8 protein-coding genes are annotated in these 13,765 nt (G+C 75.9%); 3 read left to right on the top strand and 5 right to left on the bottom strand.

What is annotated here, in order from left to right; genetic code table 11:
• Positions 1-45: 45 nt before the first annotated feature.
• Together H2O74_RS13705 and H2O74_RS13710 are read right to left on the bottom strand one after the other, a co-directional pair.
• On the bottom strand, positions 46-1,578 hold the full coding sequence (locus H2O74_RS13705) for an RDD family protein (RefSeq protein WP_182112083.1): 1,533 nt from the start codon (positions 1,576-1,578) through the stop codon (positions 46-48).
• Positions 1,579-1,620: 42 nt separating this feature from the next.
• On the bottom strand, positions 1,621-3,000 hold the full coding sequence (locus H2O74_RS13710) for a hypothetical protein (protein WP_182112084.1): 1,380 nt from the start codon (positions 2,998-3,000) through the stop codon (positions 1,621-1,623).
• Between the two features lie 98 nt (positions 3,001-3,098).
• On the opposite strand from H2O74_RS13710, the gene eccCa reads away from it, so the two are divergent.
• The 3 genes from eccCa to H2O74_RS13725 all read left to right on the top strand — a co-directional run bounded on the left by eccCa (position 3,099) and on the right by H2O74_RS13725 (position 9,177).
• Complete coding sequence (gene eccCa / locus H2O74_RS13715; protein WP_182112085.1) at positions 3,099-7,112, top strand: type VII secretion protein EccCa; 4,014 nt, start codon at positions 3,099-3,101, stop codon at positions 7,110-7,112.
• A gap of 122 nt (positions 7,113-7,234) precedes the next feature.
• Positions 7,235-8,191 (top strand): ABC transporter ATP-binding protein, encoded by a 957-nt coding sequence (locus H2O74_RS13720; RefSeq protein ID WP_182112086.1) that lies wholly within the window; start codon positions 7,235-7,237, stop codon positions 8,189-8,191.
• Complete coding sequence (locus H2O74_RS13725) at positions 8,188-9,177, top strand: ABC transporter permease subunit (protein ID WP_182112087.1); 990 nt, start codon at positions 8,188-8,190, stop codon at positions 9,175-9,177. Before H2O74_RS13720 ends, H2O74_RS13725 begins: the two co-directional genes overlap by 4 nt.
• A gap of 18 nt (positions 9,178-9,195) precedes the next feature.
• Here the strand turns inward: H2O74_RS13725 and H2O74_RS13730 are convergent, their stop codons facing one another.
• The 3 genes from H2O74_RS13730 to H2O74_RS13740 are packed head-to-tail and all read right to left on the bottom strand — an operon-like array spanning position 9,196 to position 13,758.
• The gene (locus tag H2O74_RS13730) at positions 9,196-11,610 is read right to left on the bottom strand and encodes a transglutaminase-like domain-containing protein (RefSeq protein WP_182112088.1); all 2,415 of its coding nucleotides are present in this window, start codon (positions 11,608-11,610) and stop codon (positions 9,196-9,198) included.
• Positions 11,607-12,797, bottom strand: a complete 1,191-nt coding sequence (locus H2O74_RS13735; protein WP_255491643.1) for a DUF58 domain-containing protein — start codon at positions 12,795-12,797, stop codon at positions 11,607-11,609. The genes H2O74_RS13730 and H2O74_RS13735 overlap by 4 nt, the downstream gene beginning before the upstream one ends.
• A gap of 1 nt (position 12,798) precedes the next feature.
• The gene (locus tag H2O74_RS13740) at positions 12,799-13,758 is read right to left on the bottom strand and encodes a MoxR family ATPase (RefSeq protein ID WP_182112089.1); all 960 of its coding nucleotides are present in this window, start codon (positions 13,756-13,758) and stop codon (positions 12,799-12,801) included.
• Positions 13,759-13,765: the final 7 nt, after the last annotated feature.

Raw genomic sequence — 13,765 nt, forward strand, 5'->3', positions numbered from 1 at the left:
TCCTCTCGCGTTGGCCGGCGCGTTCGCCGGGTGGAAGCCGGTCCGTCAGGCGTAGGGCCGGACGGTGAACGTCCTGTCCCCCAGGCGCACGGTCCCGCCCGGCGGGACGACCAGCCGCTCGCCGGGCGCGCCCCGGACCGCCGAGCCGTCGGCGCTCAGGACGGCCGTGCCGTTGGCCGAGCCGTTGTCCTCGACGAAGAACCCGTTGTCGTCGATGCCGAAGCGCGCGTGGGTGCGTGACAGCGAGCGGCCCGGGTCCTCGATCTCGATGACGTGGTCCACGCGCTCGCCCGCGGGTGCCTGCGGGCGACGGCCCACGTAGCCCGGCCCGGACACCGTCATGGCGCGGCCGTCGTCGAGCGTCACGACGTAGGACCTCGCGGCGGCGGCGGGCGGCGGCGGGGGCGTCGAGGCTGCCGCGGCGACCTCGGCCGGAGGCGGCGGGGGCGTGGGCGTGGGCGTGGGCATGGGCGCGTCGGTCCGCGCCGGGGCGGCCGGTGGCGGCGGGGGCGAGGCGGCGGCACGCGCCTCGGCCCGCGTGGTCGCGGGCGGCGGCGGCACAGGAGGCGTCGCGGCCCGCGCCGTCGCGGCCGGCGCCGTCGTGGCGCGAGGCGTCGCGACGCTCGCGGGCGGCGGCGGAGGGGAGGCGGCGGCACGCGCCTCGACCGGCGTGGTCGCGGGCGGAGGCGGCGGCGACACGGGCGTCGCGGCGCGCGCCGTCGTGGCAGCGGGCGGCGGGGGCGGTGACGTCGGGGCCGTGCGGAGCGGCGGCGGCGGCGGTGCCTTCGGCGCGGTGACGCGGTACTCCATGCCGTCGATGTCGGCCCCGGTGACGACCGGCGCCTGGAAGGCGACGGGCGCCTCCTCGCGGCGCAGGTCCCGGATGTCGACGACGACCGTGCCGGCCAGCTTGTCGTGCCAGCCCTGACGCCGCCCGGAGCCGTCGAACGCGCTGGACGCGACGACGAGCCACTGCCCGAGGCCGAGGCCGAGATGCCCGACGGCCAGCACCCCGGCGCGCACGACGGAGCGCCACAGGCCCGGCGCGTAGGGCAGGTGGTCCTGGGCCGAGCGCAGGCCCAGCACCACGTTGCCCACCGTGCGGCCGCTGCGGGCCTCCCACACGACGAGTCCGGCCGCGACCTCCGCGGCCGCCAGGCCGGCGTAGACCCACGACCGGGTGAACCACCACACCGCCCCCGCCACGACGGCGGCCACGGCCACGTCGATGGCGTAGGCGGCCACGCGGCGGCCCGCACCGGCCGGGGAGACGCCGTCGAACGCCGGGCCCAGCGGGCTCGCGTAGGCGGCGGCGGCGGCCTGCGGCGCGGCGCTCACCTGCCGCCACGCGGCATCCAGCTGGGCGACCTGGGCCGGCGCCGGCGGCGGCGGCGTGGTACCCGCGGCGCCGCGTGCGCGGCGGTCGCGTCGCGGCGCGCCGCCCCACTGCTGGCCGCCGCCGACGTCGGGCGCGATCTCCCGGACGCCGAGGACGGAGCCGCACCGGGTGCAGAAGGAGCTGCCGGGTGCGACGGCGGCGTGGCACGTGGGGCAGGTGGTCTCCACGGTCGGGCTCACCTCCACGTGCGTCGGGTCGGGCGTCAGCGTAGCAACGGGGCGTCAGGCGGACGTGATCAACCGGAGCACCTCGACGGCACCCGCGCCGACCAGGCTGACCGGCAGTGCGAGGGTGGTCGAGAGGCCCTCGAGACCGTCGGCCAGCCGGGAGAACCCGACCGAGCGCCACCCGCGCCCGAAGGACAGGCTCAGGGCGGCCACCCCGAGACCCACGCCCACCGCGGTCCCCGTCGCGACGAGCGCGACCGGGCCTCCCACCGCCGCGCCCAGCAGCCCCAGCTCGACGAGCAGCACGCCCGCGGACACCCGCGGCGCCCAGCGCACGACGGCGCCACGCGTCGTGCGCGGCTGCAGGCCGAGCGACAGCGCGACGAGCAGCACCGCGACCAGGGAGGCCCACCCGGTCAGGCCGCCCTGCTCCGCGCTCGCCAGCACGAGGGGGGCGGTCAGCGGCGGGACGAGCGAGACCACGACCGTGCCGACGTCGCGCCGGCGCTCGGCGCTGTGCACGGTGCGCTGGACCATGCGGTGGTTCACGGCGCCGAGCGGCTCGGGCTCGGGCGTGCGGACGCCCACGGCGGACGACGCGACGCGGGCGACGTCGACCAGCTGCTCGTCCGGGACGTCGACGGACATGCTCGGCAGGGCACGCAGCACGAGCGGCACGGCACCGAGCAGCACGGCGGCCGCGAGCACCGGGGGCAGGCCCATGAGCACGACGCCGGCGCACACGAGCGCCGCGCCGGCGAGGACGACGAGCAGGATCAGGGCGTGGTCGGCGGCCTCGTCGCGGGCACGGCGCGTCGCGCCCCAGCGGGCGGCGGTCGCGACGGTCGCCCCCGTCAGGGCTGCGACGACGAGCAGCTGGGCGGCGGCCGCCAGACCGGTGTCGACGGTGGCCGCGCCGGCGGCGGCGCCCGTGAGCGCCGCGACGACGGTCGGCCAGAGCGAGCCGGCGGTGCCCGGGCGTCGCGGGGTGACGGCGAGCGCCAGCGCCGCGACGAGCAGCGTCGCGGCGAGGATCCAGCGGTCCGTCGCGGGGGCGACGCCGCGCCCGATGCCCAGCACGACGGTGGCGGTGACGACGACGGCCGCGGCGCCGGCGACGCCGAGCCACCAGGGCGAGGTCGTCGGGCGGGTGACCGTCGGGTCGTGCACGTCGCGGCGGCCGCCCTTCGCGACGCGGACCGCCGTGGGCCGCGTCAGGACGTGCAGGACGGCGCCGTCCGACAGGTGCTCGCCCGTGGTCGAGTAGATGTCGACCTGCTGCCCCGAGGAGTCGACGACCGTCAGGGTCGGGTCGTCCAGGTCGGCGCCCGTCGCGCGCAGCACGTCGTAGACCGGGGTGCCGTGCGGGACCGCGACGTCGACCGAGCGGTCACCCAGACGGAGTCCGACCAAGGACCGGGCGGGTGAGATCACACCGACTCCCTGGAAGCTCGCGCGCGGCTGGACGCGCTCATATTAGGGTGTGCGCCGGGTCTCGAGGCCCAGGAGCGCACGAGGGAGAGCCCGACGAGATGACCGCACCCCCGCTCGCCGGCCCCTCCAGCACGCGGGTGGCGCCCCCGTCCGTCCCAGCGGGCCGGATCCAGGTCCTCCCGCCGCCCGAGATCACCCCGTCGGACGGCATCAGCGGCATGCTGACCACGCTGATCCCGATGCTCGGCTCGGCCGGCTCCATCGTCTTCGTGGCCCTCGCGACGCCCGGCACGCGCGGCATGATCGCGGGCGGCATGTTCCTCGTCGCCTCGCTCGGCTTCGTCTTCGTCAACGGCTGGCGCCAGCGCTCGCAGCACCAGGCCACCGTCGTGGGCGCCCGCCGGGAGTACCTCGCGTACCTCTCCGAGCTGCGGGAGACCGTGCGCCAGGCGGCCCGCGCCCAGCGCCGCCGGGCGCTGTGGGACAACCCGGAGCCCACCGCCCTGGCCGTGGTCGCCGAGGAGCGCTCGCGGGTCTGGGAGCGCCAGCCCGACCACGAGGACTTCCTCGACGTGCGCATCGGCCTGGCCGACCAGGCCCTGTGCCTGACGCTCGACCCGCCGGAGACGGCCCCGCTCGCGCAGCTCGACCCGGTCGCCGCGTCGGCGGCCCACCGGTTCATGGTCACGCACCAGACGCAGCACGACGTCCCCGTCGCGGTGGACGTCCGCTCCGTCGCGCGGGTCGAGATCACCGGCGACGAGGCCGACGTGCGCGGCCTCGCCCGGGCCATGGTCAGCCACCTGGCGGCGTTCCACTCCCCCGAGCACCTGCGCATCGCCGTGGTCGCCTCCCCCCAGGCGCTCGGCGAGTGGGACTGGGCCAAGTGGCTCCCGCACACGCACAGCACCCGCGTGCGCGACGCCGTCGGCCCGGCGCGGATGATCGGCGCCTCGCTCACCGACCTCGAGGACCTCCTGCCCGAGGGCCTGCCCGACCGGCCCCGCTTCGGCGTGAACGAGACGCCGCTGCTCCCGCACCTGCTCGTCGTCGTCGACGGGGGCGACGTGCCCGCCGGGAACGCGATCCTCACGTCCGACGGCGTCATGGGCGTCACGGTCCTGGACCTGCCGGAGCGGTGGGACGACCTCGCCGACCCGCGGACCCTGCGCCTCACGCTCGGCTCGCGCGTCGGCGCCGGCCGCACGCCGTCGGGCGCCCCTCGCCTCCCCGTCGAGGCGCTGCACCTGGGGCGCGCGCCCTTCGAGGCGTCGGCCGACCGGATGTCCGTCGCGGACGCCGAGGCCGCGGCGCGGCGGCTCATGCCGCTCTACCTCGAGTCCGGCCCGCGCGCGGAGGACTCGCCCGCCGTCTCGGCCGAGCTCGTGGACCTGCTCGGCATCGGCGACGTGCGCGACTTCGACCCCGACGTGCACTGGCGCCCGCGCCTGCAGCGCGACCGGCTCCGGGTGCCGATCGGCCTCACGAGCCAGGGGCAGCCGATCGCCCTGGACATCAAGGAGTCGGCGCAGCAGGGCATGGGTCCCCACGGCCTGATCATCGGCGCGACGGGGTCCGGCAAGTCCGAGGTGCTGCGCACGCTCGTGCTCGCGCTCGCGCTGACCCACTCGTCGGAGGACCTCAACTTCGTCCTCGTCGACTTCAAGGGTGGAGCGACGTTCGCCGGCATGGCCGACATGCCGCACGTCTCGGCGATCATCACCAACCTCGGCGAGGAGCTCACCCTCGTCGACCGCATGCAGGACGCCCTGCAGGGCGAGATGACGCGGCGCCAGGAGCTGCTGCGCGCGGCCGGCAACTTCGCGAACGTCACGGACTACGAGAAGGCCCGCGCGGGCGGGCGCACCGACCTCGAGCCGCTGCCCGCGCTCCTCATCGTCGCCGACGAGTTCTCCGAGCTGCTCTCCGCGAAGCCGGAGTTCGTCGACCTCTTCGTCGCGATCGGCCGCCTCGGCCGCTCGCTGCAGATGCACCTCCTGCTGTCCTCGCAGCGCCTCGAGGAGGGGCGCCTGCGCGGCCTCGAGTCGCACCTGTCCTACCGGATCGGCCTGCGCACGTTCTCGGCCGCCGAGTCCCGCACGGTCCTCGGCGTCCCCGACGCCTACACGCTGCCCGCCGTGCCCGGCATGGGGTACCTGAAGCCCGACACGACGTCGATGATCCAGTTCCGCGCGTCCTACGTCTCCGGCCCGCCGAAGGGGCGGCGGCGCGCCGCGCGCGGCGGCCCCGCCGGACGCTCCACCAACGAGCGGATCGAGCTGTTCACCGCCGCGCCCGTGACCAGCGACGCCCCGCAGCTCGAGGCCGCGCCCGTGGTCGAGGTGGCCGAGCCCGAGGAGACGCGCGCGACGTTCGACATCGCCGTGCAGCGCATGGCGGGCAAGGGCCGCCCGGCGCACAAGGTCTGGCTCGAGCCGCTCGTCGTGCCCCACACGTTCGACCAGCTGATGCCCGACCTCGTCGCCGACCCGACCCTGGGGCTGCACTCGCCCGGGTGGCGCGGCGCCGGGGACCTCACCGTGCCGCTCGGCATCGTCGACCGGCCGCTCGAGCAGCGCCGGGAGAACCTCACGCTCTCCCTCGGCGGCGCCGCGGGCCACATGGCCATCGTCGGCGGCCCGCGCACGGGCAAGAGCACCGCGGCCCGCTCGCTCGTCACGGCGCTCTCGCTCACGTGCACCCCGCTCGAGGTCCAGTTCTACGTCCTCGACTTCGGCGGCGGCACGTTCAGCCCGATGACGCGCCTCGCGCACGTCGCGGGCGTGGCGAGCCGCGCCGAGCCCGACGTCGTGCGGCGGATCATCGCCGAGATCGACGGCATCGTGGACGCGCGCGAGCTCTACTTCCGTCAGAACGGCATCGACTCGATCGAGACGTACCGGCAGCGCCGGGCCCAGGGCCTGGTCGACGACGGCTACGGCGACATCTTCCTCGTCGTCGACGGCTGGAGCACGATCCGGGCCGAGTTCGACGAGCTCGAGGCCGAGATCCAGACGCTCGCCGGGCGGGGCCTGACCTTCGGCCTGCACCTCGTGGCCACGGCCAACCGCTGGATGGACTTCCGCTCGCAGGTCAAGGACGTCTTCGGGACCCGGCTGGAGCTGCGCCTGGGCGACCCGATGGACTCGGACATCGACCGGCGCGTCGCGGTCAACGTGCCGAAGGACCGGCCGGGCCGAGGCATCACCACGACCAAGCACCACGTGCTGACCGCGCTGCCGCGGATCGACGGCGACGGCGACTCCGCCTCCCTCGGCGCCGGCGTCGACCAGATGATCGAGGCGGTCAACGCCGCGTGGCAGGGACCGGCGGGGCCCAAGCTGCGGCTGCTGCCCGAGATGGTCGAGCTCGAGCAGGTCCGCGAGATGGCGGCCCAGGGTCGCGGCGTGGACGACCGGCACATCCTCCTGGGCATCGACGAGGCCGCGCTCGCGCCGGTCGGGATCGACCCCCGCGAGGAGTCGCACCTGTACGCGTTCGGCGACGGCGGTGCCGGCAAGTCGGCCCTGCTGCGCGGCGTCGCGGTCGAGGTCCAGCGGCTCTACACCCCCGCGCAGGCCCAGATCTTCGCGATCGACTTCCGCCGCTCGCTGCTCGGTGAGATCCCGGACGAGTACCTGGCCGGCTACCTCACCACGCAGGACCAGGCCAAGGACGAGATCGCCGGCATCGCGGAGTACCTCAAGGGGCGCCTGCCCGGCCCGGACGTCACGCCCGAGCAGCTGCGCGCGCGGTCCTGGTGGTCCGGGGCCGAGGTCTTCGTGCTCGTCGACGACTACGACCTCGTGGCGACGTCGCAGGGCAACCCCCTGACCCCGCTGGTCCCGCTGCTGGCGCAGGCCGGCGACGTCGGCCTGCACCTCGTGCTGACCCGGCGCACGGGTGGTGCCGCGCGGTCGATGTACGAGCCCGTGCTGCAGTCCCTCAAGGACCTCGCGGCGCCCGGCATCGTCATGTCCGGCAGCCCGGACGAGGGGGCGCTCATCGGCGGCGCCAAGCCGGTGCCCGGCGTCGCGGGGCGTGCCCAGCTCATCACGCGGGACAACGGCCGCCAGGTGGTCCAGCTCTCGTTCACGCCCGCGACGCTCTGACCTCCGCACCGGTCCCCCGGGGCGGGAGCCGCGCGTTCCAAGATCGGCGCGCCGCGCGGCGGTCCGTCCCGGGGGCCCGCTAGCGTCGGCCCAGCGCCGCCCCCCGCGGCCCGAGGAGGACCATGAGCGCCGACGTCGCCGTCGAGACCCACGCCCTGCGCAAGACCTACCGCACGGTGCGGGGCCGCCGGGTGGCCGTGGCGGGGCTCGACCTGACCGTCCCCGCGGGCGGAGTCCACGGGTTCCTCGGTCCCAACGGGTCGGGCAAGACGACGACGATCCGGATGCTGCTCGGGCTCGTGCGCCCCGACTCGGGCAGCGCGCGCATCTTCGGCCACGAGGTCCCCCGCCAGCTCCCCGGGGTGGTGCACCGCGTCGGCGCGATCGTCGAGGCGCCCAAGCTCTTCCCGGCCTTCTCGGGGCGCCGCAACCTCACGCTGCTCGCGGACGGCATCGGCACGCCGCGCACGCGCGTCGGGGCGGTGCTCGAGGAGACCGGCCTGGCGGACCGGGCCGACGACCGCTACTCCAGCTACTCGCTCGGCATGAAGCAGCGCCTCGCGATCGCCGCGACGCTCCTCAAGTCGCCGGACCTGCTCATCTTCGACGAGCCGACCAACGGCCTCGACCCGGCCGGCATCCACGAGATCCGCCGCACGATGCGGCGCCTGGGCGACGAGGGCCGCACGGTCCTGGTGAGCAGCCACGTGCTCGCGGAGGTCGAGCAGGTCGCCGACACGGTCTCGATCATCGGGCGCGGCCGACTGCTCGCGAGCGGCAGCGTCGCCGACGTCATCGGCGACCGCACGGCGGAGGTGAGGGTGGGGGTGCGCGAACCGGACCGGGCCGCGGAGGCCCTGCGCGCCGCCGGCGCACAGGTGCGCCGCGAGGGTGACCACCTGCTGGTCGAGGGCGAGCCGGATCCCGCGCGCGTCACCTACCTCCTCGCGCAGCAAGGGCTGTGGGTCCACGAGCTGACCCCCGTGCGCGCGGGCCTGGAGACCGTCTTCCTGGAGCTGACCGCGAGCGAGACGCTCGGCGCCCCCACCCGGCGCACCACCGGCGGAGGTGCCCGATGAGGCTGTTCGCGGTCGAGGTCCGGCGCCTGCTCGCGCGCCGCATGCTGGTGGCGGTCGTCGGGGCCGGGCTGGCCACGGTGGTGCTGGTCGCCATCGGGGTCTTCTTCAGCTCCCGCCCGCTGTCCGCGGCCGACCTCGAGCAGGCCCAGCGCTCGTACGAGGCCGCGCTGGAGGAGTGGGAGCTCAACGGCGAGGAGATGATCGCCGACTGCGAGGAGGCCGAGGCCGCCGAGCGCGAGGCCACGGGGACGGACGTCGACTACGGCTGCGACCAGATGACCGCGCCGCAGGAGGAGTGGTTCGTGCCCCAGGCGCAGGACTTCGCCTCCGCCGCGCCCGGCGTGCTCGCGACGACGGCGCTCCTGCTCGCCTTCCTCGCCGTCCTGCTGGGCGTGACGGCGACCGCCGCCGAGCTCACGACCGGCGCGATGGGCACGTGGCTGACGTTCGTGCCCCGCCGGACCGCGGTGCTCGCCTCGAAGCTCGCGGCCGCCGGCACCGTCGCGCTGGTCGTCGTCACGGTGCTCGTCCTGCTCCTCGTCGGGGGCGTCTGGATCGCCCACGCGGCCAACGACGCCACCGGGACGGCCACCGCGGCCAGCTGGCGCGAGATCGGCGGGATCGCCCTGCGCCTGGTCCTGCTCGGCGGCGTCGCGGGCGTGCTCGGCGCCGCGCTGGGCGTGCTGCTGCGCCACACCGCCGCCGCGCTCGGCGTGCTCGCCGGCTGGGCGCTGGTCGTCGAGTCGCTCGTGAGCGGCCTGTGGCCCGACCTGCAGCCCTGGCTGCTGCGCACCAACGTCCTGGCATGGGTCCAGGACGGCACCACCTACTGGACCCAGGAGTGCACCGTGGGCGCCCAGGGGACCGTCTGCGAGGGCGTCGAGCACGCCGTCTCCCTCGGGCAGGGCGGCCTGTGGCTCCTCGTGGTGAGCGCCCTCCTCGTGGCGCTCACCGGCGCGGTGTTCCGCGTGCGCGACGTCACCTGACGTCGCGCACGCGGCCCGTCACTCGACGACGCCGTGGCCCGCGCTCACCGTGCTCCGCGCCACCCGCCGGGCCTCCCGCCGCGCGCTGCGGCGGGACGCCCGCTCCGCCGCGCGGCGGGCACGCAGGGACGACGTCGAGTACCTGGCGCGCAGCCGCCTGCCGCCCGGGACGGCGGCGTGCATGGCGCGCACCGCGGCGTCGACCTGGGCCCAGTAGGCCTCGACCTGCTGCGGCGTGGGGTCCCCGGGACCGAAGACCATCGCGTCCGCGCCCGCCGCGAGCCCCGCGACGGGCGCACCGACGCCCGCGGCGTGCCGGCCGTGCGCCGAGGCGGGCGGCCCGGGCCGGGCCGCGCGCTTCCTGGCCCTGCGGCCCGCCGGCGCCCCGGCCGCGAAGGCCTCGGCCAGGTGCACGGCGGTCTCGCGGCGGGTGGCGAGCGGCGGTGGCGGGACCCGCAGGTCCCGGGCCTCGTCCAGGACCTCCTCCCAGCCCCCGACGACGCGGTCGACGGGGACGCCCTCGGCGCGGCGCCGCCTGCGCCGTCGCCCCTTGGCCACGGCGATCACGACGAACGGGGCCAGGAGGAGCAGCAGCGGCCCCAGGACCGCGACGGCCAGCAGTGCGACGGCGCGCCAGGCCGCCGGCACCACCGGCGGGGTGGGCGGCGTGTCCGTCTGGGGCTGCTCGGTGTCGTCGTCGGGCGGCGTGACCGGGTCCTGCGGCGGTGGGGGCGGCTGCACGACCTGGGGCTGGGGCTCGGCCACCTCGTCGGGCGTGTCCTCGCGCGGCGTCTTCGACTCGTCCGGTGTCGGGTAGAACGGCACCCAGCCGTGGCCGGAGAACGAGATCTCGACCCAGGCGTGGATGTCGTCGCCGGTCAGGGTGATCTCCTCCGCGCCCTCCTGGTCCTCGTCCGGCAGGAAGCCGAGGACCACGCGTGCGGGCAGGCCCATCTCGCGAGCCATGAGCGCCATCGCGGACGCGTACTGCTCGCTGTCGCCGACGATGAGCTCGTCCGTGAGCAGGGTCGTGAGCCGGTTGGCGCCGTGCCCGGACAGCGACGGGTAGTCACCGGCCTCGGTGATGCCGTGGCTGAACCACCCCCGCTCGACGAGTCCCTGCTCGAGCGTGCGCGCGATGAGCACGGGCGAGGTCGCCGTCCCCGCGATGTCGCCCGCGAACAGCGGCACCGCCTCCGGGACCGCCTGCGGCTCGGGCAGGCGCACCGGGCTCACGGTCGCGGTGCCGATCTCGTCGTCGTCGGGCACCGGCGGCACGACGACCCGGGCGGTCCAGCGCGTGCCCTCGGGGACCCCGTCCGCCAGCACCGCCGTGCCCGTCGCGTCGTTGTAGCGCAGGTCGCCGGACAGCTCGAGCGCGTCGGACCCGGCGAAGTCGAAGCGCTGCGAGTAGCCGACGGTGGGCAGCCAGACCGACGGCAGGCGGTGCACCTCGACCTCGACCTCGACCTCCTCGCCGCGCACCGAGGTCTGGATCGTCTCGCCCACGCGGCGGAACTGGCCCGAGCCCTCCGCCGTCTCGGAGCCGGCCACGTTCCAGACCACGCCGTCGAAGGCGTCCATGGTCGCGAGCCGCACGGGCGTGCCCTCGGGCAGGCCCCGCACCGTGAGCAGGTCCGTGTCCTGCCACTCCTTGATGTACTGCCGGAAGCCCGAGAGCGGGCTGGCGTGGTCCTTGGGGTCGAAGGGCGGCACGAGCTCGTCGCGCAGCACGAAGCGTGCGCGGTCGGTGCCCAGGACGGGCCCGGCGACCGCGCCGCTCGTGGCCACGACCGCGGCCATGACGAGCAGGGAGACGACCCGGCGCGGGGCGAGCGTCCCGCGGCGCCAGGCGACCCAGGGGCCGAGCAGCGCGACGAGGACCAGCCCGGCGGCGACCGGCTGCACCGTCACCTTGGTGCCGAGCAGGACCGACAGGGCCAGGACGACCAGCGGCACGACGGCGGCCCACGCGCCACGGCGCGGCGAGGCACGGCGGGCCAGGCTCACGCCGAGCGCCGTGGCACCGAAGCCCAGCAGGTAGGGCGCCACGAGGAGGTTGCCGCTGCCGCCCAGGGACGGGTCGAGCGTGAGGACCTGCTTCCACACCGTCACGGCCCCGCTGAGCAGGAGCACGAGCGACCTCGGGGACGGCACGACGCCGAGCCACGCGGTCGTGGGCGCCGCGAGCGCCGCGCCGGCGAGCAGGTACGCCACGATCATGGCGCCGGCCGTGAGCATGGTGCCCCAGCGGCGGCGCGCGGCGAGCAGCGCGATGCCGCCGCCGAGCAGGACCCCTCCGACGACCGGCGGCAGCGCGGCGCGCAGGCCGTAGACGGGCACGAGCGGCAGCAGCGCGAGCGCGGTCGCCGCCATGAGCACGAGCGCGTCGACCAGCGCGCGCCGGCCCGAGGACTGCTGCTCCGGGTTCATCCGGCCACCACCCGGCGGAGCACGCGCGGCAGGTCGGCCAGGGACCCGAGCTGCGCGAGCGACAGCACGCCGTGCGTCGCCACCTCCACCTCGCCGCCCGCGGTGCACGACAGCACGAGGGTGCGGATGCCGACGGGGACCTGCCGGGCCGCGGCCCGCAGGTCGCTGCGGCCGGGCACGGAACCCGTCACCAGGATCGCGACGGACGCGTCTGCCGCCTCCCGCGCCACCCACTGCGCGAGACGGTCGGTGGGGCGGCCGTCGGCGGCGGCCTCGAGGCCCGCGCAGTCGTCGAGGAGCCGCGGCGGGTTCTCCGTGCGCAGCCTGCCCTCGCCGGCCAGGACCGTGAGGTCCCGCTCGTCGCGCAGCGCCTGGACGCCGATGGACGCGGCGGCCGCGACGGCGAGCTCGAACTCGTCGGCGCTCGCGTAGTCGTCCGTCGACGTCGACAGCGCGATCGCCGTGTGCGTGCGCCGCGTGTCCTCGAACTGGCGCACCATGAGCTCGCCGATGCGGGCCGACGTCTTCCAGTGGATGTGGCGGCGGTCGTCGCCCGGCACGTAGTCCCGCAGCGCGTGGAACGACATGTCGGAGTCGGACACGACGCGCGTCGCCTGGCCCTCGAGGTCGCGCAGCACGCCCGACGCGGCGCCCGCGAGCGAGACGAGCTCCGGGTGGACGTACAGGTCGACGGGGTCCGTCCAGCGCACGCGGCGCCGCAGGAGCCCGAGGGGGTCGCCGCGCACCGAGCGCACCGGACCGACCACGACCACGGCGCGGCGGGTCGTCGGGATCGCGAACACGTCCTCGTGCTCCCCGCCCGGGCCGAGGGACGGCAGGTGGAAGTCCGCGGAGCCCTTGCCCACCGGCAGCTCGATCTGGGCGGGCAGCAGGCGGCGACGGGACGTGTTGCGCACCACGAGGCGTCCGACGGCGCGCTGCCCGACGGTCACGCGGTTGTCCGAGAGGTCCAGGTCCACCTCGTACGTCGAGCGACCGAGGGTGAGCAGCACCGAGACCGCGACCGCACCGCCGAGCGCCGTGGCCACCACCGTGAGCTCGACCCAGCCCAGCCACCAGCCCCCGGCCCCCAGCACGACGGCGCACGCGAGCGCCGCCCAGCCCAGGGGGGAGACGGGGTGCAGGACGCGGGCGACGGCGCGCCCGGCGGCTCGGAGCAGGTTCACGTCAGACCCGCGCCGCCGGCGGTGCCGTCTCGGCGAGGACGCGGGCGACGACCTGCGTCGCGGTCACGCCCGAGAACTCGGCCTCGGTGTCGAGGATGATGCGGTGCGCCAGGACCGGGTCGACCAGGAGCTTGATGTCGTCCGGGATGATGTACCCCCGCCCCTGCGAGGCGGCCCAGACCTTGCCGCAGCGCACGAGCGCCAGGGCGCCACGCATGCTCGCGCCGAGCGACGTCTGCGCGTCGTCACGCGTGGCCTGCACCAGGCGCGCCACGTAGTCGAGCACCGCGGCGTCCGCGTGCACCGTGGACGCGAGCTGCGCCATCTCGGCGACGGCGTTCGTCGTGATCTTCGCGGTCAGGTGGGCGGTGCGGTCCCGCTCGGCCGAGCCGGCGAGGATCTGCACGGTCGAGTCGTGGTCCGGGTAGCCGAGCGACGTCTTCATGAGGAACCGGTCGAGCTGGGCCTCCGGCAGGCGGTAGGTCCCCGCCTGCTCGATGGGGTTCTGCGTCGCGATCACCATGAACGGCCGGCCGACCGGGTGGGAGACCTTGTCGACCGTGACCTTGGACTCCTCCATGACCTCCAGGAGCGCGGACTGCGTCTTGGGCGAGGCGCGGTTGATCTCGTCCGCGAGGACGACGGAGGCGAACACCGGACCCTGGTGGAACTCGAAGCGGTGGGTGTTCTGGTCGTAGATCGTCACGCCCGTGACGTCGGAGGGCAGCAGGTCCGGCGTGAACTGGATCCGGCTGTGCGTGCCCTGGACCGTCGCCGCGATCGCCTTGGCGAGGGAGGTCTTGCCGGTGCCGGGGGCGTCCTCCAGCAGGAGGTGCCCCTCGGCGAGCATGCAGGTCAGCGCGAGCCGGACCACCTGGTCCTTGCCCAGGAGCGCCTGTCCCACGTTCGCGACGAGCGCGTCGAAGGTCTCGGCGAACCAGGCGCTCTGCTCAGGGCTCATCGTCACG

Origin of the sequence: Actinotalea sp. JY-7876, from assembly GCF_014042015.1 — a bacterium.
Lineage (GTDB): Bacteria > Actinomycetota > Actinomycetes > Actinomycetales > Cellulomonadaceae > Actinotalea.

Bases quoted from the DNA above. Each gene is read 5' to 3' on its own strand.
- H2O74_RS13740 (WP_182112089.1), bottom strand. From the start codon at position 13,758: ATGAGCCCTGAGCAGAGCGCCTGGTTCGCCGAGACCTTCGACGCGCTC.
- H2O74_RS13720 (WP_182112086.1), top strand. From the start codon at position 7,235: ATGAGCGCCGACGTCGCCGTCGAGACCCACGCCCTGCGCAAGACCTAC.
- H2O74_RS13725 (WP_182112087.1), top strand. From the start codon at position 8,188: ATGAGGCTGTTCGCGGTCGAGGTCCGGCGCCTGCTCGCGCGCCGCATG.
- H2O74_RS13730 (WP_182112088.1), bottom strand. From the start codon at position 11,610: ATGAACCCGGAGCAGCAGTCCTCGGGCCGGCGCGCGCTGGTCGACGCG.
- eccCa (WP_182112085.1), top strand. From the start codon at position 3,099: ATGACCGCACCCCCGCTCGCCGGCCCCTCCAGCACGCGGGTGGCGCCC.